The 19,851-nt window shown below is 65.5% G+C and carries 20 protein-coding genes; 8 read left to right on the top strand and 12 right to left on the bottom strand.

Annotated features, from left to right (window positions below; translation table 11 throughout):
* Nucleotides 1-53: 53 nt before the first annotated feature.
* From YU9_RS0109585 to YU9_RS0109570, 4 genes are all read right to left on the bottom strand, one after another.
* Nucleotides 54-1,163, bottom strand: coding sequence for an ABC transporter ATP-binding protein (locus YU9_RS0109585; RefSeq protein WP_027572615.1), 1,110 nt, complete (start codon nt 1,161-1,163; stop codon nt 54-56).
* Between the two features lie 356 nt (nt 1,164-1,519).
* Nucleotides 1,520-3,091: a DUF4403 family protein gene (locus tag YU9_RS0109580; protein WP_027572614.1), complete on the bottom strand. Its 1,572-nt coding sequence runs from the start codon at nt 3,089-3,091 to the stop codon at nt 1,520-1,522.
* Between the two features lie 140 nt (nt 3,092-3,231).
* Complete coding sequence (locus tag YU9_RS0109575; protein ID WP_027572613.1) at nt 3,232-3,870, bottom strand: DUF5074 domain-containing protein; 639 nt, start codon at nt 3,868-3,870, stop codon at nt 3,232-3,234.
* 29 nt (nt 3,871-3,899) lie between these two features.
* Nucleotides 3,900-5,120, bottom strand: a complete 1,221-nt coding sequence (locus tag YU9_RS0109570) for a hypothetical protein (protein WP_027572612.1) — start codon at nt 5,118-5,120, stop codon at nt 3,900-3,902.
* Between the two features lie 150 nt (nt 5,121-5,270).
* Between YU9_RS0109570 and YU9_RS0109565 the strand changes: the two genes are divergently transcribed.
* Both YU9_RS0109565 and YU9_RS0109560 read left to right on the top strand, forming a co-directional pair.
* Entirely contained in the window at nt 5,271-6,065 is a 795-nt protein-coding gene (locus tag YU9_RS0109565; protein WP_027572611.1) for a thioredoxin family protein, read from the top strand.
* Entirely contained in the window at nt 6,062-6,340 is a 279-nt protein-coding gene (locus YU9_RS0109560; protein WP_027572610.1) for a hypothetical protein, read from the top strand. The genes YU9_RS0109565 and YU9_RS0109560 overlap by 4 nt, the downstream gene beginning before the upstream one ends.
* Nucleotides 6,341-6,561: 221 nt before the next feature.
* On the opposite strand, the gene YU9_RS0109555 is transcribed toward YU9_RS0109560, so the two are convergent.
* Together YU9_RS0109555 and YU9_RS0109550 are read right to left on the bottom strand one after the other, a co-directional pair.
* On the bottom strand, nt 6,562-6,975 hold the full coding sequence (locus YU9_RS0109555) for a cytochrome c family protein (RefSeq protein ID WP_036017209.1): 414 nt from the start codon (nt 6,973-6,975) through the stop codon (nt 6,562-6,564).
* Between the two features lie 112 nt (nt 6,976-7,087).
* On the bottom strand, nt 7,088-7,813 hold the full coding sequence (locus tag YU9_RS0109550) for a L,D-transpeptidase (RefSeq protein WP_027572608.1): 726 nt from the start codon (nt 7,811-7,813) through the stop codon (nt 7,088-7,090).
* A 273-nt stretch (nt 7,814-8,086) separates the two neighbouring features.
* On the opposite strand from YU9_RS0109550, the gene YU9_RS0109545 reads away from it, so the two are divergent.
* The 3 genes from YU9_RS0109545 to YU9_RS0109535 all read left to right on the top strand — a co-directional run bounded on the left by YU9_RS0109545 (nt 8,087) and on the right by YU9_RS0109535 (nt 10,647).
* Nucleotides 8,087-9,139, top strand: a complete 1,053-nt coding sequence (locus YU9_RS0109545) for a glycosyltransferase family 1 protein (RefSeq protein ID WP_027572607.1) — start codon at nt 8,087-8,089, stop codon at nt 9,137-9,139.
* Nucleotides 9,140-9,172: 33 nt separating this feature from the next.
* The gene (locus YU9_RS0109540) at nt 9,173-9,862 is read left to right on the top strand and encodes a methyltransferase domain-containing protein (RefSeq protein WP_027572606.1); all 690 of its coding nucleotides are present in this window, start codon (nt 9,173-9,175) and stop codon (nt 9,860-9,862) included.
* A gap of 125 nt (nt 9,863-9,987) precedes the next feature.
* Nucleotides 9,988-10,647, top strand: a complete 660-nt coding sequence (locus YU9_RS0109535; protein ID WP_027572605.1) for a hypothetical protein — start codon at nt 9,988-9,990, stop codon at nt 10,645-10,647.
* Nucleotides 10,648-10,868: 221 nt separating this feature from the next.
* Here YU9_RS0109535 and YU9_RS0109530 read toward each other — a convergent pair whose 3' ends face one another.
* The gene (locus tag YU9_RS0109530; protein WP_027572604.1) at nt 10,869-12,533 is read right to left on the bottom strand and encodes an aminotransferase class III-fold pyridoxal phosphate-dependent enzyme; all 1,665 of its coding nucleotides are present in this window, start codon (nt 12,531-12,533) and stop codon (nt 10,869-10,871) included.
* A 35-nt stretch (nt 12,534-12,568) separates the two neighbouring features.
* On the opposite strand from YU9_RS0109530, the gene asd reads away from it, so the two are divergent.
* Both asd and YU9_RS0109520 read left to right on the top strand, forming a co-directional pair.
* A complete protein-coding gene (gene asd / locus YU9_RS0109525) occupies nt 12,569-13,432 on the top strand; it encodes an archaetidylserine decarboxylase (protein WP_027572603.1) in 864 nt (287 codons plus the stop codon).
* Between the two features lie 67 nt (nt 13,433-13,499).
* Nucleotides 13,500-14,063, top strand: a complete 564-nt coding sequence (locus tag YU9_RS0109520; RefSeq protein ID WP_027572602.1) for an NUDIX hydrolase — start codon at nt 13,500-13,502, stop codon at nt 14,061-14,063.
* Between the two features lie 223 nt (nt 14,064-14,286).
* On the opposite strand, the gene YU9_RS0109515 is transcribed toward YU9_RS0109520, so the two are convergent.
* The 3 genes from YU9_RS0109515 to YU9_RS50750 all read right to left on the bottom strand — a co-directional run bounded on the left by YU9_RS0109515 (nt 14,287) and on the right by YU9_RS50750 (nt 17,314).
* Nucleotides 14,287-15,678 (bottom strand): FecR domain-containing protein, encoded by a 1,392-nt coding sequence (locus YU9_RS0109515; RefSeq protein WP_027572601.1) that lies wholly within the window; start codon nt 15,676-15,678, stop codon nt 14,287-14,289.
* 363 nt (nt 15,679-16,041) lie between these two features.
* On the bottom strand, nt 16,042-16,824 hold the full coding sequence (locus tag YU9_RS0109505; RefSeq protein ID WP_027572599.1) for a DUF2147 domain-containing protein: 783 nt from the start codon (nt 16,822-16,824) through the stop codon (nt 16,042-16,044).
* A 364-nt stretch (nt 16,825-17,188) separates the two neighbouring features.
* Entirely contained in the window at nt 17,189-17,314 is a 126-nt protein-coding gene (locus YU9_RS50750; protein ID WP_256375870.1) for a hypothetical protein, read from the bottom strand.
* A 147-nt stretch (nt 17,315-17,461) separates the two neighbouring features.
* Here YU9_RS50750 and YU9_RS0109495 point away from each other — a divergent pair, with 147 nt between their 5' ends.
* Nucleotides 17,462-18,661 (top strand): extensin family protein, encoded by a 1,200-nt coding sequence (locus tag YU9_RS0109495; protein ID WP_027572598.1) that lies wholly within the window; start codon nt 17,462-17,464, stop codon nt 18,659-18,661.
* Nucleotides 18,662-18,748: 87 nt separating this feature from the next.
* On the opposite strand, the gene YU9_RS0109490 is transcribed toward YU9_RS0109495, so the two are convergent.
* Together YU9_RS0109490 and YU9_RS0109485 are read right to left on the bottom strand one after the other, a co-directional pair.
* Complete coding sequence (locus YU9_RS0109490; protein ID WP_027572597.1) at nt 18,749-19,078, bottom strand: DUF6665 family protein; 330 nt, start codon at nt 19,076-19,078, stop codon at nt 18,749-18,751.
* 43 nt (nt 19,079-19,121) lie between these two features.
* Nucleotides 19,122-19,757 carry a TetR/AcrR family transcriptional regulator gene (locus YU9_RS0109485; RefSeq protein WP_027572596.1) on the bottom strand — a complete coding sequence of 212 codons (636 nt, stop codon included), beginning with the start codon at nt 19,755-19,757 and terminating at the stop codon, nt 19,122-19,124.
* Nucleotides 19,758-19,851: the final 94 nt, after the last annotated feature.

The following is a 19,851-nucleotide window of genomic DNA, read 5'->3' as shown; positions in this document are numbered from 1 at the left end:
TCTTCGTGTGAGTTGCGTTGAGATTAATTGTTTCAGGTCCGCTTTGCGTTGGATCAGACGGGGTCGAGGGCGAGGCAGTCCTCGGGGCGGAAGGTGATGGACACGGTTTCGCCAGGTCTCAGGCTGTGATGCGCTCCCGGCTGAAGCTTGACCATGAACTCGGCGTTGCCGGCGACATCGAGCACGGCCAGCGCGTGGTCTCCGAGATAGATGGAGTTCTGCACCCTCGCCGGCAGCCGGTTCGGTCCTTCGCCGGAGGTGCCATCCGGGACAATGGAGACGCGCTCCGGCCGCACCGACAGCGAGGTCGACGCGCCAGCGTCTGACACGTTAACCGCCCGTGCGGTCACCGTGCCGCCACCGGCCAGCGCGACGCGGCAATAGTTCTTCTCCATCGTCTCGACGGTGCCGGCGAGCACATTGTTCTCGCCGATGAAGTGGGCGACGAAGCTGTTCACCGGATGCTCATACAGTGCGTCGGGCCGGTCGATCTGCTGCACGATGCCGTCGTTGAACACGGCGATGCGATCCGACATGGTGAGCGCTTCGCTCTGATCGTGGGTGACGTAGACGATCGTGATGCCCATCGTCTCGTGCAGCTGCTTGATCTCCAGCTGCATCTGCTCCCGCAGGCGCTTGTCGAGGGCGCCCAGGGGCTCGTCCATCAGCACGAGTTGCGGATTGAAAACCAGCGCGCGGGCCAGCGCCACGCGCTGCTGCTGCCCGCCTGACAGCTGCCCGGGCCGCCGGTGCGCCAGGGTTTCCATCTTGATCATGCGCAACGCTGCGCTGACGCGCTCCTGCGTTTCCGCCTTGTTCGACTTGCGAACCGATAGTGGGAAGGCGATGTTTTCCGCGATCGTCAGGTGCGGAAACAGCGCGTAGTTCTGGAACACCATGCCGATGTCGCGCTTGTGCGGCGGCACGTTCTTGATCGGCCGGTCCGCGAGATAGATCTCGCCATGCGTCGGAACCTCGAAGCCGGCCAGCATCATCAGCGTGGTCGTCTTGCCCGAGCCCGACGGGCCGAGCAAGGTGATGAACTCGCCCTTCCTGATGTCGAGATCGAGGTTCTTCACCACGAGATGCTCGCCATCATAGGTCTTCTGAATGCTGGAAAAGCGCACCAGCGCCGGCGCGGGTGTGACCATGCCGGCTTCCATGTTGTCCTCGCGTTGTCCCCTACCGTGTCGACATCACCTCGTCCGAAGGTGCGAGAAACAGCTTAGCATCCTCCGGCGAGAATGCCAGCGGCGCAAGCGACGGCGGCGTGCGGGGCCTCGGTGAGTGGCAGGGCTATCGCATATGAGAGCTTTTCCCTGCGGCCATCCTTCGAGACGCCCGCTTTAGGCGGGCTCCTCAGGATGAGGACGGAGTGCGTAGCTGCAGCTTCAAAGGGCACTGACGCTGATTAGCCTCATCCTGAGGAGGCGCGTAAGCGCCGTCTCGAAGGACGAGGCGTGCGCGCAGGCCGCCGCAACAAGTCAAATGCGATAGCCCTGCAGTGAGTAGGGGCGCGCTACATCCCCGACAGCTTCGTCACGAACACGTTCAGCGAGCCGCCGGCTTCCGCGATCACGCGCAGGGTCTTGGAATCGAAGGCGATGTCGGCGAGAGTCAGGCTGTCGATCTTGGCCTCGACCTTGAGGCCGTCCTCGCTCTTCTGGTAGTCGGCGATTGCGGCCGCGATCTTCTCGCGGGCGTTCGCGGCGATCGGCTTCAGATCGAGCGTCGCCTTCTGCAGCAGCGCCTGCTGCATCTGCGGTACGACCGCGCGCGCGGCGGCGCCCAGGAGGCCGAAGGCGGCCTCGGATTCCACCGCGAGCTGGATGTCGGCGAGACGCAGCGTCTGCCGCGCCTGGTCGAGCATCGGCCGGCCCCAGATATGCACAGTTGCCTCGGCGCCGAGGCCGAACCAGCTCTTCTTCTCCTTGGCGCGCACCAAAAGCGAGATCAGCAGCCGGTCACCTGAGGGGATCACGTTGGCGCTCTTGACGGTGACGTCGACCGGGCCGGAGCCGTCCTCGGGATAGGTGCGGCCGACCATCTGCGCCGCGATCAGCTTGTTGATCTCGGTAAAGGGCACGTCGATCGGCACGGCGATGTTCACGCCGGTGCCGGTCGGCGGCACGATCGAGATCTTGTCGGGGAACGGACAGTCCGGCTTGGTCGGCGCCGAGGTGACGCGCGTCTCGGCTTCGAGGCCGAGCAGCAGCGTCACGTTCTGCGCGTCGACGCGCGGCTGCGCCGCGATCGCGCGCACCGGCTTCATCTCGAGCCAGAGCGGCGGCAGCGCGGCCGAGGAGCTAGATCCTTGCAGCGGGATCGAGCGGCAGGCCTTGACCCATTGCGCTTTCGCATTCTCGCGCAGCGATGGATCGTTGCGGATGCGTTCGGAGACGGCATTGATCTGCTCGCCGACATTCTTGTCGATCAGCGGCTTCACCTGCGCCGGCACGTTGACCTTGGCGCCGGCGACGTTGAGGTTGGTGTCGCCGAGATTGACCTGGGCGCCGAGATTGGGCTCCAGATGCCAGGCGGCGGCGAGCTTCGGGCGCGAGGTGACGACCACGTTGCCCTTGATCTCGGCGCTGGCGTTCAAATTCTTGATATTGACGGCGCCGATCCGTTTTGCCGCATCGCCACCGAGCACGCTGCCGAGCGCGTCGCCAAGCGCGCCTGTGGCTTTCGACGACAGCGAGCCCGTCACGTTCAGCTTGCCGCTGAGCGGAGTCGAGATCGTCAGCACGTCCTTGTCGCCGGTCGCTGCCATCGGTCCGCGTACGGCGGACCAGCCGATATCGGCGTTCTCCAGGATCTGCGAGATTGGGTTGTCGGCCTTGCCGGCGAAATTGCGCGGCGCGGCCTTCTCGGCCTGCTCACGGATCGCTGATATCGCGATGGCGACCGGCGCGACCACGATGGAGCTCTTCGAGGCGGGCGGCAGCGGCGGCAGTTGCGCGACGACCGGCGGCGCCGAATTCGTCGCGCGCGGTGACAGGAAGTCCATCGCCTTCAGGCTGATGAAGAACGACGCCGCGAGCACTGCGACGCCGATCAGGATGATCTTCAGATTCAACGTAAGTCGCATCAATCCCCCAAGCCGCCCCGGCGGGGATTTTACAGGGCGGGCGAGGAGGCCGCTAGAGCGCACCGGTGGGGTGGAATTGCGGCGAACAGGTTAACGGCTGCGAATCCGGCGTCGCCGCACATTCAAGTCTCACGACGCGGCTAGCTGCGCCGGGGGCGGCGGACCGCTCTCACTTTGCCGGCACTGCCGCCGCCGCAGAACAGGCGATCACAACCGTCCGACTCCAGTCCCGAGACCATCGTTCCTTCAGGCATATCGAGCTGCTCGAGCACCGTGCCCGTATCAGGATCGATCCGCCTGATGTCACTGTCGTCGCCTTCCCAAGTGCCATGCCAGAGCTCGCCGTCGACCCAGGTCACCCCGGTCACGAACCGCTTGCTCTCGATGGTGCGCAGGACCTTTCCCGTTTCGGGATCGACCTGATGTATCTTGCGCTCGCGATATTGTCCGACCCAGAGCGAGCCCTCGGCCCAGGCCAGGCCGGAATCGCCGCCGCCGCCGGGCGCCGGAATGGTGCTGAGCACCTTGCCCGAGGCCGCATCGATCTTCTGGATGCGATCCTCGGCGATCTGGAACAGGTGCCGGCCGTCGAACGCCGTTCCCGCATGCGCGGCAACGTCGATGGAGCGCGCGATCTTGCCGTCGGCCGGATCGACGGCGTTCAACTTGTCGCCGGATGCGAACCAGACATGCTTGCCGTCATAGGTGACGCCATGCACGGCCTCGACGCCTGGAAAGGGTCCATACTCCGTCACGATCTCGGCGGCTGAACGTTTCATGTGCTCGATCCCTAATGCTTGCGCGCATCCTACGTCTTCAGGAGCGGCGTGGGGAGTAACAAGCCTGTCGGGAAACCCGGAACGGGCGGCGTCATCCAGCGGCGCGCCCGTCCGTGTCCGAAGGACTGCACCTTGCTCGATCGCGCCAGCTCTTCGAGGGCGCGCTGCACGGTGCGCGGGCTGATCCCAAGCGCAAGTGCGAGCGCCGAGCTCGACCATGGCTCGCCGTCGGCGAGAAAGGCGAGAACAGCGGCGTGCTTCTCCTCATTGGGCCGCGCCAGCACAAGGACGTCGCGCGTCTTCCGCGGCGCCAGCACGAAGCCCTGCTTCGTCGCGCTGATGTCGGCGAGAGGCTTGAGCTTGGTGCGGAGCCGTCCGATCTCGACGCGCAATCGCGCGCGGTGCGACTCGTCGGAGTGCTTGGCTTGAAACGCGCCTGATATCAGCGTCTCTCGCAAGACATCCGCGGGCCATGCCTGCGCCAGCAGACGGGCGAGCGCGAACAGCACGGGACGCGTTCCGAGCGACACCACGACGCCTTGCCTGCGCACCACATGATGGAAGGTGTCCACGACGAGCGCCGTCGAGGTCGCCAGTCGCTCGACCTCGCCGAGCAACAACGGATGCTCGCTGCCGCGCGCGATCAGGCGCGCTGCCGGCGTGTCGAGTATGAGGTTGGCGCTATCGACCTCGGCCACGAGCGCCGGGATTTTCGCGAGGCGCGCCGCGTGAGCCGCGCGGCTGAGTGCCGTGCGCGCGTCTTTCGTTCTGAGCCGCCTGATTGCGATGCCGGCGACCACGAGCTCGCGGACGACTTGGGAGGCGGGCGGGAGCGGCGCAGGATGGACTTCGGCCAGCGTACGCTCGGCCTCGTCAAGGCGCCCGACCAGAAGGAGGCGGCGCGCCTCGATATGGCCTGCATGGGCGGCATTCGCGAGATCGCCGCGCTTCTCGAGCGTCGCGCGTGCCGCCGCGAGCGTCTTCACCGGCCAGTTCAGATCGCGCGAGACCAGCGCGATCTCGGCTTCGGCCACGATGCACCTTGCGCGTGCCACCGCCTCGCGCGGACCGAAGGCGCGCGCGGCGGTGCGCAGCAGCGCCTTGGCTTTGGCGAGATCGCCGAGCTGTGCCATCGCGATGCCGCGCAGCGCCAGCGACGGCGCATCATTGCGCAGCGCAACGCGGTTCAAGGCACCGAGCGGATCGCCGGCCTCTAACGCGCGCGCGGCGGCGGTGATCAGCGACTCCATGTCAATCCCGCCACACTTGTTACTCCCACCGTGCAACCGCTTGGTGGCAGAAATCGTTGCCAGTCGACGATGTGCGGCGAGGAGCGACCGGTTCCGCGACTGTCATAACGCGGCGCGGAATGGTCGCTCGGATAAGGAATTTGGAGAGCCATGATGAGTTCAGCAGACAACGCAGCGACGAACGGACAGAACGCCATGCAGACCCCACCGGTGGTGTCGCCGCAGGACTGGGAGGCGGCCCGTCTGCAACTGCTCGTGAAGGAAAAGGCGCATACCCGTGCCCGCGATGCCCTGGCCGCCGAGCGGCGCCGCATGCCGTGGATGGCGGTGGACAAAACCTATGCGTTCGAGGGGCCCGGCGGCAAGCTCAGCCTGCTCGACCTGTTCCAGGGCCGGCGGCAGCTGATCGTCTATCGGGCCTTCTTCGAACCCGGCGTGTTCGGCTGGCCCGACCACGCCTGCCGCGGCTGCTCGATGGTGGCCGACCAGGTCGCCCATGTCGCGCATTTGAACGCCCGCGACACCACGCTCGTGTTCGCCTCGCGCGCGCCGCAGCCTGACATCATCAGGCTGAAGCAGCGGATGGGTTGGATCATGCCGTGGGTCACCATCACCGACAGCTTCGACGCCGATTTCGGCGTGGACGAGTGGCACGGCACCAACGTGTTCTACCGCGACGGGACGCGCATCTTCCGCACCTATTTCGTCAAGAGCCGCGGCGACGAGCAGATGGGCGGCACCTGGAACTATCTCGACATCACCCCGCTGGGCCGGCAGGAGGTGTGGGAGGACTCGCCGAAGGGCTATCCGCAGACGCCGACCTACAAATGGTGGAATTGGCACGACAGCTACACGGAAGGCGCCGCGCCCGACAAGAAATGGATCGAGATCTCGGATGCCGGCGAGAGGGCGTTTCGCCAGGAGGCCGCGGGGGAGCGGAAATGACCGGCCCGGTCAGCGCGGCCGCCGGCGCCAGCCAGGACGGCGTCGCGGCCGCGCGCCACGTTGCCAGATGGCTGGGGCTGGCCGCCACGCCGACCTTCGCCATCATGGCCGTCCTGACGGCTCTGCTGGGCGGCGGCCCGGCGGACATGCTGTGCACCGCCGGGCAGGGGTCTGCGTTCGGCGGGATGGTGCCGATGTATCTCTTGATGAGCGCGTTTCATGCATCGGCGTGGCTGAGACTGATCGCGGAGTGGCGGGGCGCGGTCAGCCGGTAAGCGCGCCGTCGGTGTGAACGCCTCGTCCTTCGAGACGACCGCTTCGCGGTCTCCTCAGGATGAGGCTAACCGGCATCTATGGCTTGCTGCAAGCGCGCTTCGTATGAAATGGCCGCGACACACTCAGACCTCATCCTGAGGAGCCCGCCATAGGCGGGCGTCTCGAAGGATGCGCCGCAATCACCGGGGCCAAACGAAAACGACCCGGCACACTGCGGTCGTCACTGCGAGGCTGCCTGCAAATATGCAAACACCTTGCCCGCCTCCTCCGCCGAGACGCCGCCATAAGGCTGCATCTTGTGGCCGGACACGACTTCGTCCGGCTTGACCATGAAGCGGGTGAGCTTGTCCTGGTCCCAGACGAAGCCGGCTTCCTTCATTGACGAGGAGTAATTGTAGTCCGGCAGCGAGCCGGCCTTGCGTCCGACGATCTTGTTGAGGTTGGGACCGAGGCGATTGTCGCTCTCCTTCATGGAATGGCAGGTGCGGCAGGAATTGTTGAAGGCCTGCTGGGCAGCATCGCCGCTCGCAGGTTGCTGCGCGAGCGAGGAGAACGCTGACGAGAGCAGCGTCAGTGCTCCGCCCGCGATCGCGTGCAGCCAAGAGCTTGGCGAGAATTGCAGGCGTGATTGCATTTGCGCCTCCATTGGGTACCGCGCCGCAGCGAGCGCGCGTCGGCATGTCGAGGGCAAACGAAAACGGCCCCGGTGAGTTCCGGGGCCGTTCGCGTCACAATGTCCTGTCGCTTTAGCGTGTCGCGGCGCCGAGGTCTGCACGGCGCTCGGTCATCGGCAGCACGATCACCTTGGTGCCGACGTTGACGCGGGAATAGAGGTCGGTGACGTCTTCGTTGGTCATGCGGATGCAGCCGGAGGAGACGCGCTTGCCGATGGTGTCGGGCGCGTTGGTGCCGTGGATGCGATAGATGGTGCCGCCGAGATACATGGCGCGCGCCCCTAACGGGTTGCCGGGGCCGCCGGCCATGTGGCGCGGCAGATAGGGCTGGCGGGCGATCATCTCCGGCGGCGGAGTCCAGGCCGGCCACTCGGCCTTGCGGCTCACCGACTGGATGCCGGACCAGGTGAAGCCGTCGCGGCCGACACCGATGCCGTAACGCAGCGCCTGGCCGCCTCCGAGCACGTAATAGAGATAGGTGTTGGGTGTATCGATGATGATGGTGCCCGGCGCTTCGCGTGTCGCGTAAGTAACGGTCTGGCGGCGGAAGCGGGCCGGCAGCTCGACCGCGTCCTGATCATCGGATGGGTCGGTCTGATAGGTCGGCGCCTGATAGGGCTGATACGGTTGATAGGGCTGGAACGGCTGCGGCGCGGTCATCGGCGGCAGCGGCTGGAAGAACGGGAAGATCTGCACCGGCGCGGCCTTGGCTGCACCAGCGAACGCGATCGCGGAGACCGCGATTGCGCCGAATGCAACGGCGCGCGAAAACGTCTTGAACGTGTCCAGATTGAACATGTGATCGCCCCTGTTTGCTCGGTGTTTTGCTCACCGCGGCACCGTTGCGGTGCTCCGTTGCCTAAAGTCCTAACGGCAAAACGTTTCGGGACATTTGCGCGGAAAACCGAAAACGGTTTCATGGCGGCAAGGATTGTTTCATGACAGTTTCGTGGCTCCACGGGCCCGTTAACGAACAAAACAGCACGCCGACACTTCTGTGACGTCACACGCCTGAAATATCCTTCGTTGATGGTCGATGCCTGAGAATCATCAAACTCTCGGGATTTCCCCATGCGGGTATTAATCGCGACAGACGCCTGGCATCCGCAGGTCAACGGTGTGGTCCGGACGCTGACCTCGCTGGCGAATGCGGCCAAGGCCCTCGATGTCGAGATCGACTTCCTCACCCCCGACGGCTTTGCGTCCTGGCCGCTGCCGACCTATCCGGGCCTGCGCATTGCGCTGCCGAGCGGGAAGGAGATCGCGCGGCGGATCGAGAGGGCGGCGCCGGACGCGCTGCACATTGCGACCGAGGGCCCGATCGGCTGGGCCGCGCGGGCCTATTGCCGCCGCAACCGGCTCGCCTTCACCACCTCCTATACGACGCGCTTTCCGGAATATGTCTCGGTGCGGACCGGCATACCGGCCGCGGTCGGCTATGCCGTGCTGCGCCATTTCCACGATGCCGCCGCGATGACGATGGTGGCGACGCCCTCGCTGCGGCAGGAGCTGTCCGAGCGCGGTTTCAAGCGGCTCGGCTTCTGGACGCGCGGCGTCGACACCGAGCTGTTCCACCCCGACGCTCCGGTTCAGCTCGACCTGCCGCGCCCGATCTTCATGACCATGGGGCGCGTGGCGGTGGAGAAGAATCTCGAAGCGTTCCTCTCGCTCGACCTGCCCGGCACCAAGGTCGTCGTCGGCGACGGCCCGCAGAAGGCGGCGCTCGAAAAGAAGTATCCGGACGCGGTCTTCCTCGGCGAGAAGAAGGGCGCGGATCTCACCGCGCATCTCGCCGCCGCCGACGTGTTCGTGTTTCCGAGCCTGACCGACACATTTGGCGTGGTGCAGCTGGAGGCGCTTGCCTGCGGCACGCCGGTTGCGGCGTTTCCGGTTACGGGGCCGAAGGACGTCATCGCCGATCACCCGATCGGCGCGATCGACCAAGATCTGCGCACCGCGTGCCTGCGCGCGCTCACCATGTCGCGCGAGACCTGTCGCAATTTCGCGCTGGAGCGCTCCTGGGAGAACAGCGCGCGCCAGTTCGTCGGCAACCTCACCTCACTTCAACCCAGCCGCGCCTTGCGCGCCTCGCCTCGCATGGCGCGGCGGCCGGTGCGCGGTTGATCGTCAATTCGAACCACAGTGAGAACCGCATCGATGGCTAAGACCATGAACCTTGACGGCACCCAGCAGCTCGACCTCACCCGCGGCACGGTCGAGCAGGCCTATGACCGATGGGCGCCGGTCTACGATCTCGTGTTCGGCGGCGTGTTCGCCAAGGGCCGGCAGGCCGCGATCGCGGCCACCAACAAGATCGGCGGCCGCGTGCTCGAGGTCGGCGTCGGCACCGGCATCTCGCTGCCGCTCTACGCGCCGAACCTGCGCATCTTCGGCACCGACATCTCGGAAGCGATGCTGGACAAGGCGCGCCGCCGTGTGAAAGAGCAGAAGCTGAAGAACGTCGAGGGCCTCGCGGTGATGGACGCCGAGAAGCTCGAATTTCCGGACAATTCCTTTGACGTCGTGATGGCGCAATATGTCGTCACCGCCGTGCCGAACCCGGAGAAGGCGCTCGACGAATTCGCCCGCGTGCTGCGTCCGGGCGGGGAGCTGATCATCCTCACCCGCGTCAGCGCCGACACCGGCATGCGCCGCTTCATCGAGCAGAAGCTGCAGCCGGTGGTGCGTCCGCTCGGCTTCCGTACCGCCGAGTTCGCCTGGTCGCGCTATGCCAAGTGGCTGGCCGGCGCGCACGGCATTGAGCTCGCCGAGCGCCGTTTGATTCCGCCGCTCGGCCATTTCTCGCTGGTGCGCTTCCGCAAGGTCGACGTCGCCAAGGCGGCTTGAGGGCCTGCTGGCGCGTTCCATGCGTCATCGCGCCGCTGCACATCGTCACATGACAAAATGATGATGTCACACGGCGTACATCGAATCCCTGTAATTCCAGACCCGAAAGCATTTTGGGGGAGAGCATGATCAAGAATTATCTCGAGCAGCTGCGGATCCAGCGCTGGGACGACCATCGCTACTATCACCACAGTCGCATCAATCAGAGCCTGCACTTCGTCAGCGCGCTGAGCTTCCTCTTCGCCTATGTCTGGCTGTTCATCGATCCCGTGGTCTCCGCGCTGGTCGGCTGGCTGGTCTCGATGACCTCGCGTCAGGCCGGCCACTTCTTCTTCGAGCCGCACGATTACGACCACATCAACCAGGCGACGCACGAGTACAAGGAAGAGATCAAGGTCGGCTACAATCTTCAGCGCAAGGTGGTGCTGATGGCGATCTGGGCGCTCTCACCGCTGGTGCTGTTCGTCGATCCGACGCTGTTCGGCCTGTTCACGCCCTGGCAAAGCGCGACCGACTTCATGCGTCAGGTGGCGAAGATCTGGCTGGTGGTCGGCGGCGGCGGCCTGTTGTTCCGCACCGTGCACCTGTTCTTCATCCGCGACGTCGAGACCGGCCTCGTCTGGATGACCAAGATCCTGACCGATCCCTTCCACGATTTGATGCTCTATCATAAGGCGCCGCTCGCCTTGATGCGCGGCGAGCTGATGGACCCTGGCCTGCATCTCAACCCCGAGCACACGCTGGGCTTCATCGATGAGCCCGTGCTCGAAGAACAGCACGCCTGAGCGCGCGGCGCACACGACATACACCGATGTCTGATGGTTACGTCATGCCCGGCCTCGCGCCGGGCATCCACGTCTTGGGGGCTGCATTAAGCGCCGTCATTCCGGGGCGGTCCGTAGGACCGAACCCGGAATCTCGAGATTCTCAGGTGCGCAATTGCGCACCGGAGTTCGATGCTTCGCATCGCCCCGGAATGACTGTGGTTATGTGGGGAGAACTAGCCTCAGCGTCCAAATCGCTTGGCCAGCATCTCTTTCAAAATCTGCCGCTTGATCTGCTTGTTGGTCAGCACGCCATCGTGCCACCAGAAGCCGTCGGCCTTCATCTTCTCCGCGGCGCGGACGAAGCGCTCGGCGACTTCGGTGAAGTCGGCGTCGGTGTAGTTGAGGCTGAAGATCAGCCGGCCGGTGCCGACCCAGCTCAGCGCCAGGCCTTCGGCGCGCAAATAATATTGCAGCATCCAGTTGTAGCGGGACGGTGTGGTGTATTTCACCGTCCAGATCGACGAGAAGTTGGCGAAGCGCACCGGCAGGTCGGCGCTCTCCATCATCTCGTTGAGCTTGTTCACGCGGCCGTTCCAGGTTTCCTCCAGCCCGTCATAGACAGCGCGAAAATTCGGGCTGGCGAGCCGGCTCAAGAACTCGTCCATCGCCGTCATGACGTAGGGGTGCGAGTTGAAGGTGCCGCGGGCGAAGCAGATGTCGGCGGGGCGGTCATCGCGGAAACGGCGCATCAGGTCGCGTTTGCCGCAGACCACGCCGACCGGCAGGCCGCCGGCGAGGCTCTTGCCGTAGGTCACCATGTCGGCGCGCACGCCAAAGTATTCCTGGGCGCCGCCGGCGGCGAGGCGGAAGCCGACGAAGACCTCGTCGAAGATCAAGACGATGCCGCGCTGGTCGCAGACCTCTCGCAGCTTCTTCAGCCACTCGGTGTAGGCCGCGCGATCGAAATTGCCGCCGCGCGAGGAATCGACCAGCGAGGAATCGCCGGGCGCGTTGGCATTGGGATGCAGGCCCTGGAGCGGATTGACCAGCACGCAGGCGATGTCCTTGCGCGTGCGCAGGACATGCAGTGTCTTCTCCGACATCTCGGCGAGGGTGTAGGTCTCGTGCGCAGGGATGGGGTTGCCGACGCCGGGTTGCACGTCGCCCCACCAGCCGTGATAGGCGCCGGCGAAACGAACCAAATGCGTGCGCTTGGTGTGATAGCGCGCGAGCCGCACCGCCTGCATCACGGCCTCGGTGCCGGACATGTGGAACGAGACCTCGTCGAGGCCGGAGATCTGGCAGAGCCGCTGCACGTTCTCGAGGATGACGGGGTGGTAGGGGCCGAGCACGGGGCCGAGTGCGTGTGCGCGCTTCTCGGCGCCCTCGATGCACTCCTTGTAGAAGTCGTTGCCGAAGATGTTGACGCCGTAGGACCCCGTGAGGTCGTAGGAGGTGTTGCCGTCGACATCGGTGACAGTGACGCCGCGCGAGGACTCCATGAAGGTCGAGGTGCCCAGGTGCTCGCGGACAAGGCGCGAGAACTGGAACGGCACGCGGTAGCTCTCGGTGAAGTTCAGGTCGGAGATCGTCTCCGCCGCTTCCTTCGTCATCGCGCGTCCCTTGGGGTAGCGCTCGGCGTAGAGCTTGGCGAGGCGGAAGAAGGCGTCCTTGCGTTGCGCGATGATGTTCGCTGGCGCGCCGTCGCAACCGAAGTACTGATCACCCTCGAACTCGTAGAACGGGAGCAGCCGCGCCACCCGGCGCGACATCTTGGAGTGCCCGGCGAGCGAGCGGTGCTTGGCGCGGGACAACTCGACCCGCGCCTTGATCTTCGGGAAGACGGCGGCAGCGGACGCTGCGGCGGCCACGGACATCGAGAGAATCGGGAGTGTCGTTTCCATGACAACAAGCGCTAATACTGTGAGCTGACAGATTCATGACAGTCAAAGCCCTCATCGCCTCTTTCACCCAGCAGGAAGACCTCAACTTCCTGTTGACCAACCGCATCCCCCGCGCCGCCCTGACCCGCTTCATGGGCTGGTTCTCCAAGATCGAGAATCCCTTGGTGCGGGACTTCTCGATCGCGCTGTGGAAGCTGTTCTCCGACCTCGACCTGTCGGAGGCGCGCAAGACGCATTTCAAGAGCTTGCACGACTGCTTCACCCGGGAGCTGAAGCCGGGCCTGCGGCCGTTCGATCCGGATCCTGCGGTGGTGGCGAGCCCCTCGGACGGCATCGTCGGCGCTCACGGCAAGATCGCGGACACCGAACTGTTTCAGGTCAAGGGCGCGCCCTATTCGCTTCTGGATCTCGTCGGCGACTCCGCGCTGGTCGATCAGCACCGCAACGGCTCCTTCGTCACGTTGCGGCTGACCTCGAGCATGTATCATCGCTTCCACGCGCCCTATGACGCCCATATCGAGCGCGTGACGCTGATCCATGGCGACGTCTGGAACGTCAACCCGATCGCGCTGAAGCGTGTCGAGCGTCTGTTCTGCAAGAACGAGCGCGCGGTGATCCGGACGCATTTGTCGACCGGCGAAGCGCTGACGCTGGTGCCGGTCGCCGCGATCCTGGTCGCGAGCATCCGCCTGCACTTCCTCGACATGGTGCTGAACGCGCAGACCCGCGGCCCGGTCAATTTCCCGTGCAACGTCAGTGTGGCCAAGGGCGAGGAGCTCGGCTGGTTCGAGCACGGCTCGACCATCATCATCCTTGCGCCCGGCGATTTCACCTTTTGCGACGGTATCGCCGAGGGCACACGCATTCGCGCCGGTCAAGCGCTGCTCAGGAGAAACTAGCCTTCAATCCGCCGTCCCCGCTGTCTATATCGTTCGCGGGGATGATTTAACGACCACGGATTTGGTGATGGCGCGGGCGCCGGTGATGGCAGCGGGTGGAATTGTGCTGCGGCGTGGCCCTGCGCCACTGATTGCGGTCGTGCGTCAGCGCAAGCGCAACGAATGGGTCCTGCCCAAAGGCAAGCTCGACGACGGCGAGACGCCGAAGGAGGCGGCACATCGCGAGGTGCTGGAGGAGACCGGCCACGACGTCGCCGTGCACGAATTTCTGGGCACGCTCGCCTATCAGTCGGGCGGGCGCTCCAAGGTCGTGCATTTCTGGCGGATGCAGGCTGACGGCGGACCGGTCCGCAAGCTGATGAACGACATCAAGGCGGTCGACTGGCTGACGCTGGACGAGGCGATCGCCCGCCTCTCGCGCGAATATGAGCGCGCGTTCCTGGCCCAGATCGGCCCGATCGCGCTTGCGGCGGCGGGATTGGCGCCTGCGTCTGCGCCCGAACCGGCGCCGTCGAGCGACGATATCGATGCCGCCTTGCAGACGTTGACGCCGGCTGAGGCGGCTTCAGTCGAAGAGTTGCAGCACGGCTTGTTGCAGAAGGTGAAAGCCTGGCTGCGCGGCGAGGCGTGAGGTCTTTTCACGCCACGGAGTTCGCGATGCGCCAGCCTCCGCGAGCTAGTATGTTTGCAGGAGCCTCAGCTCCCTCCAAGTCGTCATTGCGAGCGCAGCGAAGCAATCCAGAATCTTTCCGCGGAGGGACTCTGGATTGCCTCGCTGCGCTCGCAATGACGGAGGATGCAGCAGCGCCACGCTGACGGTGCACCCTCTCCCACAAGGGGAGAAGGAAAAGAAGTCACCGCCGCTCCTTCTCCTTGGGAGCCGGCGCGGGTCTGCGCGGCGCTGCGGGGCGCTGCGTGGCGGGGAGGCGCGGCTGGAATCCGCCTTGGCGCTGGATGCTGCCCGGCTGCTGAGCCGCAGGCGGTTGCTCCGGCTGCATGCCGCTGCGCGGCGGTTGCGGCACGACGCCTCCGGGCTGCATCTGTCCCCCGCGTTGCGGCTGGGTTTGCGGCGCGCCGCCCGGCAGTGTGCTCGGTTGGGTGCGCGGTGCGCCCGCCGGCTGTCCCGCACCTGGCTGCTGGCCTTGTCGTTGCTGACCTTGGCCCGCGCGTGGCGTGCCCGGCTGCACCGCACCGCCTTGTCCTTGGCCTTGGCGTTGCGGCTGCGCGCCTTGCCGGCCCGGCGCGCCCGGCTGCTGCTGGCCCGGACGGGGCTGGCCGTTCGGCCGTTGCGGCAGCTGGCCCGGCGCCGTCGCCGGTCGCAATTGTTGCTGCTGCGGCGGTTGCGCCGGCCGCGGAATGCGGCTGATCGCGGCCGGATTGGCGCGGCGGAAATCGCGCTGCTCGATGACGATCTGCCGGCCCGCGGTCTGCGCCAGATGCACCTGGCTGACGAAGCCGCGGTCGCGCGCGATCTGCTGCGGGGGAATCGTGATCGGCACCGCGGCAAAGCGCATGACGCCGCCGGCGCCGCTTGCGCCAGGCCGGATCGCAAAGCCGCTGGACGCTTGCGTCAGCGCGCCGAGCCGCGTGCCGCTGGTGCGGTCGTCGATATCGATGTGGCCGACCCGGCCATCGGCGTCAGGGTAGAGCTTGATGTTGACGTTGCTCGCTCTGTTCGCCGCCGCGCCTTCGGGAACATCGACGACCCCCGTTGTGCCGCGGATGCCGAGCGTTGCCGTCGGCGTCGTGATCTTCATGTCGCCGGTCTTCGCCACCGCCGCCGCCACGAAGGCAACCGTGCCCTTGCCGACGTCGAAGATCGCCGAATTCTGCTTGCCGCCGTCCTCATAGACATAATTGTCGATGGTGATCCTGGCGCTGGCGGAGAGGTTGAACGTCGTGGCGTCGTTGAAGGTGATGCCGAGCGAGGAGTTCGACGAGGTCTGCACCACGTCGTTGAGATAGATGTCGTCGCGCACGCGCAGTGGGTAGGAGTTCTTGTCGCGGATCACAGTCGCGATCCCTGTCACCGTTGCGACATTGCCGATCGGCTCGACGGCGGCAGGCTGCGAGTCTGGCGCCGGCGTTGGCGAAGCTGACGGCGTCGGTGAAGGCGCGGGCGTCGGCTGTGCCTGTGGCTGTGCCTGCGCAAGCTCGATCGCATCCGATGCGAAAGCCACGCTGCTGCCGGCCGCCGGCATGGCCAGCAGCACGAGCGCGAACACGGAGCGGCGCCAAGCCACCATTGAAGTCACGAGGATGTCCCGGTGAGAACGCGACGCGAGAGATGCGGATTTCAGCCGGGCGCAGCTGAATGGCGGATGAATAGGTACCGCAGGGGAGGACGTTCGAACCGCGCGCAATGCTAACAGGGACTAGCTATCTCCACATCGTCATGGCCGGGCTTGACCCGGCCATCCACGTCTTGACGCACGATCCTGAGAACGTGGATGCCCGGGCCTTCGCCTCGCCGAAGCGGCTTCGGCCGCGCAGGCGGGATAAGCCCGGGCATGACGAAGATTTGTGCGTACGGCGCGAGATCCTCAGGTGCGCAATTGCGCACCGTAGTTCGATGCTGCGCATCGCCCCGGGATGACGCGCTCCGCGTGTCAGCTCACGCGCTTCCAGGTCTGGCCGCCGCAGAACATGCCGCCGAAGGCGCAGCCCTGCACGCGCATCGCGTTCGGGCCTTTCATCGCGATCGTGGAATCGTAGTTGCGGCCGGAGTTGGGATCGCGAATGCGGCCGCTCCACTTCGAGCCCTCGGGCTTCATGTTGATCAGGATGCGCTCGTTGGTCTTCTCGGCGTAACCGCAGAGATTGGCGCCACACTGTTCGACGCGGACATTGCCCTTGTTCTCTTCGGTCGCCCACACGCCGATCGGCGAGTTCGGGGCGGCCACAGGCGTGGCGGCAACGGGAGCCGTAGCGGGCACATAAGCAGGAGCGGGCGCGGTCGCGACCGGAGCCGCAACGGGCGCGGGCTGCGCTCTCGTGTCCACGGACGGCGCGGCGCCAACGGTCGGCGTGGGCGCGGCGGGAGCAACAACGGGAGCTGCCGGTGCGGTCGCCTGAACCGGCGGCTGCTGAGCGGGCTGCTGCTGCACCGGAGCCGGCGCAGGCTGCGCCGTTGTGGTCGCGGGAGCCGGCGTGGTGTCGACGTCATCGTCCTTGGAGCCGCCAAGGCCGTTGAGGTTGATGTTGTTCAGCTTGATTGGCTTGTCCGACAGGCCGGGCGCGACGATGGTCACGCAATTGAGCGAGGCGCAGTTGCGCGGCGTCTCGATGCGGATGTGCTGCCCCTCGATCTGGAACGAGATCGAATTGCCGGCATGCGCGGCGGCAGTCGACGCGAGGAAGAGGGCGGTGGCGGCGATGGAGAGCTTGTTCATGACAACCTCCGAGAATTGCGTGGTCCCGATATGGACTGAAGTCGCTGGTGGATGAAGCGTGGTTCGACCCTACGCCGGGGTGGTCAGGCGTTCTGTGATGGGCGTCACAACGACGCCTGGCTGAGACTCTGGGTCGCGGCCTGCGCGCTCGAGCGCGCGGTCGTCGCTCTTCGCGAGATGTGCATTGTTGTGCCCTCGCCCCTTGTGGGAGAGGGCAGCGCCGCTGGTCGACACGGGCTCATCGGGGTGAGGGGTTTGTCTCCACGAGGACCAGCGCGCGAGGATAGAACCCCTCATCCGTCGCGCTTCGCGCGCCACCTTCTCCCACAAGGAGAGAAGGAAGTTTGCTTCTCTTGATGAGCTGCTAAATCATCCCGAGCACGATGGCGCCGACGAAGGCCATGGCGAGGTAGGCGGTGATAACGCTCAGTCTGCCGGCGAACGTCATGAAGTCGCTCCCGCTGGTCGCGCGCTTTGCCGCGACCATCATGGTTAACAGAGAGTCTCCTCGCGGAAAAGTCAGCCTTGCTGTCGCTCAAGGGCGGCAGCGTCCGAGCAAGCGCGGGCCGTCATGGTTAAGGAAGGCTGAAGCCAACACGTTGAAGAGTCTTTAAGTAAATTCACCGAACGTGCGTGCATGACGCGCGGAGTTCGTTTGTATCTCGTCGGCTCCATCGTCCTTGTTTCGCTAGCGGGTTGCGGACGCGGCTTCTTCCAGGCCGAACGCGAACCGTGGCGAGCCGAGGCGGAAGCGGCGTGCCTGAAATCGGGCGCGGTGAAGGAAAGTGCGGACATCGTCCGCATCGACCCGATCTCCGGGCCTGGCAGCTGCGGCGCCGAGTTTCCGCTCAAGGTCGCCGCCATCGGCGAAGCCTCCAGCAGCTATGGCTTTGCCGACGAGGAGCTGCGCCCGCCGGGCAGCATCGGCGGCCAGCCGCGCTGGCCGGTGACGCAGCCGCGATCGAATTATCCGCAGAGCCAGAATTATCCGGCATCGTCGCCACGCTCGAACTATCCCGAGAGCACGGTGCGTCAGCCCGCCGGCTACGGCACCTCAACCGGCCCGATGTCGCTGAATGCGCCCGGCGTCGCTCCGCAGGAGGACGAGATCGACCTTCCGCCCGAGGGCACCGATGCCGCGGGCGCGGCGCGCTACATGAATGCACCGAGCTATCCGGCACGGCCGGCGCCTTACTCGCAGGCACCTGCGCAGCAGCCGCTGCCGCGTCTTGGCCCGGTGCAGGGCAATCCCGTCACGACCGTCGGTCCCGTCGCGATCAAGCCGACTGCGACGCTCGCCTGTCCGATCGTGTCAGAGCTCGACCGCTGGCTGGCCGACACGGTGCAGCCTTCGGCGATGCGTTGGTTCGGCGTCCGCGTCGCCGAGATCAAGCAGATCTCCGCCTATTCCTGCCGCGGCATGAACGGCAATCCGCACGCCCATATCTCCGAGCACGCCTTCGGCAATGCGCTCGACATTTCCGCCTTCGTGCTTGCCGACGGCCGCCGCGTCACGATCAAGGACGGCTGGCGGGGCGTGCCGGAAGAGCAGGGATTCCTGCGCGATGTGCAGTCGGGCGCCTGTGCGCATTTCACGACTGTTCTCGCGCCAGGCTCGAACGTCTATCACTACGATCACATCCACGTCGATCTGATGCGCCGCGCCAGCCGCCGCCTGATCTGCCAGCCCGCGGCTGTCTCCGGCGAAGAGGTGGCGGCACGCGCGCAATCGCGCAGCCCGTATGCGAATGCGCGCGAACCCTCCGTGACCGGCTCGCTCGGCGCGCGCAAGAGCGCGGGGCGCAAGCGCGAGGAAGACGAATACGCCGACGATTAGGCGCGCTTTTGCCTGTAGCCTCGATGGAGCGAAGCGCAATCCGGGAAAGTGTCCCCGCATTCCGCTTCGCTACATGCGGGTTACGATCTACGCCGGCTTCGACGGTCCCAGCCCCATGCAGCGCTGCACCTCACCCGGGACGTTGTAGGTGCGCATGATGTGGCGGCTGTCGCGCAGGCCGGTCGCCTCACGTTGGACCACGAACATCCAAAGCGCGTGGCCGGCTTCCATTACCAGCTTGCGCCTCGCCGGTTGCATCGAGTCCGGCGTCCCCGTGGCTGCGTGGGCAGCGTCGAATTCGCGCAAACGCGTGAGGCTCTGTTCGAGCGCGCGGCCCATCCGTCCAAGCGCCGAGGCCTGCTCCTGGACGATCTCGTAGTGGAGGATATCGACCGGCGGGCGAAGATCACGAGACATGGCCGCAATATAGTGCTGCCCGCCCCGTAGGCGCAACGCGCAGCTACTTCGCCTTATACGCCGCCAGGAACATCCGTGTTGCGCTGTCGACCACCGTGGTCATGCGCTGTTCCGACGGCGCGGGTGCGGCCTGGAACACGAAGGGCAGGAACAGCGAGGCTTTGCACAGCTCCATGAATTGCGAGGCGGCAAGATCGCAATCGTCGATCGCGAGATCGCCCGAGGCGACACGGGCCTTGAGATAGTCGGAGAGGCGATTGATGCTCTTGTCCAGCACGCGCGCATAGTAACGGCGGCCGACATCCGGCATGCGCTCGGCGATCGCCATCACGGTGCGGATCGCCGATCCGCCCCCGGGGCGGCAGATCAAGTGAAGGTAGGCGAGGCCGAATTCCGTCAGCGTGGTTTCGGCATCGCGGTCGGGATCGAAATTGAACACGACCTGGCCGTGCTGGAGCGCTTCCTGTTCGAGGATGGCTTCGAACAGCGCGCTCTTGTCGGCGAAGTAGACGTAGAGCGTGCCCTTGGAGACCTGCGCGGCGCGCGCGATCTCGCCCATGCTGGCGCCGTCGAAACCAAGGTCCATGAACACCTTGCGGGCGCCGTCGAGGATCTGGCGGCGCTTGGAGCTGTCCTCCTCCTGGATGACGTGCAGATGTTCGCTGGCAGCTACAACCATTGGTTTAGTGTCTCGGAAGGTTTTTTGACCGGATCAGGGCCGTGAAACCCGGATAAAGGATTCGAGGCAGTACAGTCTTGGCCCGGAGCATTAT

It is taken from the genome of Bradyrhizobium sp. WSM1743 (assembly GCF_000473065.1).
Taxonomy (GTDB): Bacteria; Pseudomonadota; Alphaproteobacteria; order Rhizobiales; family Xanthobacteraceae; genus Bradyrhizobium.
The sequence above is the reverse complement of the archived record's forward strand: the minus strand, read 5'-3'. Positions and strand labels throughout refer to the sequence as shown.

Coding starts and splice junctions, on each gene's coding strand:
- YU9_RS0109585 (WP_027572615.1), bottom strand. CDS start 1,163: ATGGAAGCCGGCATGGTCACACCCGCGCCGGCGCTGGTGCGCTTTTCC.
- YU9_RS0109580 (WP_027572614.1), bottom strand. CDS start 3,091: ATGCGACTTACGTTGAATCTGAAGATCATCCTGATCGGCGTCGCAGTG.
- YU9_RS0109575 (WP_027572613.1), bottom strand. CDS start 3,870: ATGAAACGTTCAGCCGCCGAGATCGTGACGGAGTATGGACCCTTTCCA.
- YU9_RS0109570 (WP_027572612.1), bottom strand. CDS start 5,120: ATGGAGTCGCTGATCACCGCCGCCGCGCGCGCGTTAGAGGCCGGCGAT.
- YU9_RS0109565 (WP_027572611.1), top strand. CDS start 5,271: ATGATGAGTTCAGCAGACAACGCAGCGACGAACGGACAGAACGCCATG.
- YU9_RS0109560 (WP_027572610.1), top strand. CDS start 6,062: ATGACCGGCCCGGTCAGCGCGGCCGCCGGCGCCAGCCAGGACGGCGTC.
- YU9_RS0109555 (WP_036017209.1), bottom strand. CDS start 6,975: ATGCAATCACGCCTGCAATTCTCGCCAAGCTCTTGGCTGCACGCGATC.
- YU9_RS0109550 (WP_027572608.1), bottom strand. CDS start 7,813: ATGTTCAATCTGGACACGTTCAAGACGTTTTCGCGCGCCGTTGCATTC.
- YU9_RS0109545 (WP_027572607.1), top strand. CDS start 8,087: ATGCGGGTATTAATCGCGACAGACGCCTGGCATCCGCAGGTCAACGGT.
- YU9_RS0109540 (WP_027572606.1), top strand. CDS start 9,173: ATGGCTAAGACCATGAACCTTGACGGCACCCAGCAGCTCGACCTCACC.
- YU9_RS0109535 (WP_027572605.1), top strand. CDS start 9,988: ATGATCAAGAATTATCTCGAGCAGCTGCGGATCCAGCGCTGGGACGAC.
- YU9_RS0109530 (WP_027572604.1), bottom strand. CDS start 12,533: ATGGAAACGACACTCCCGATTCTCTCGATGTCCGTGGCCGCCGCAGCG.
- asd (WP_027572603.1), top strand. CDS start 12,569: ATGACAGTCAAAGCCCTCATCGCCTCTTTCACCCAGCAGGAAGACCTC.
- YU9_RS0109520 (WP_027572602.1), top strand. CDS start 13,500: ATGGCGCGGGCGCCGGTGATGGCAGCGGGTGGAATTGTGCTGCGGCGT.
- YU9_RS0109515 (WP_027572601.1), bottom strand. CDS start 15,678: ATGGTGGCTTGGCGCCGCTCCGTGTTCGCGCTCGTGCTGCTGGCCATG.
- YU9_RS0109505 (WP_027572599.1), bottom strand. CDS start 16,824: ATGAACAAGCTCTCCATCGCCGCCACCGCCCTCTTCCTCGCGTCGACT.
- YU9_RS50750 (WP_256375870.1), bottom strand. CDS start 17,314: ATGATGGTCGCGGCAAAGCGCGCGACCAGCGGGAGCGACTTCATGACG.
- YU9_RS0109495 (WP_027572598.1), top strand. CDS start 17,462: ATGACGCGCGGAGTTCGTTTGTATCTCGTCGGCTCCATCGTCCTTGTT.
- YU9_RS0109490 (WP_027572597.1), bottom strand. CDS start 19,078: ATGTCTCGTGATCTTCGCCCGCCGGTCGATATCCTCCACTACGAGATC.
- YU9_RS0109485 (WP_027572596.1), bottom strand. CDS start 19,757: ATGGTTGTAGCTGCCAGCGAACATCTGCACGTCATCCAGGAGGAGGAC.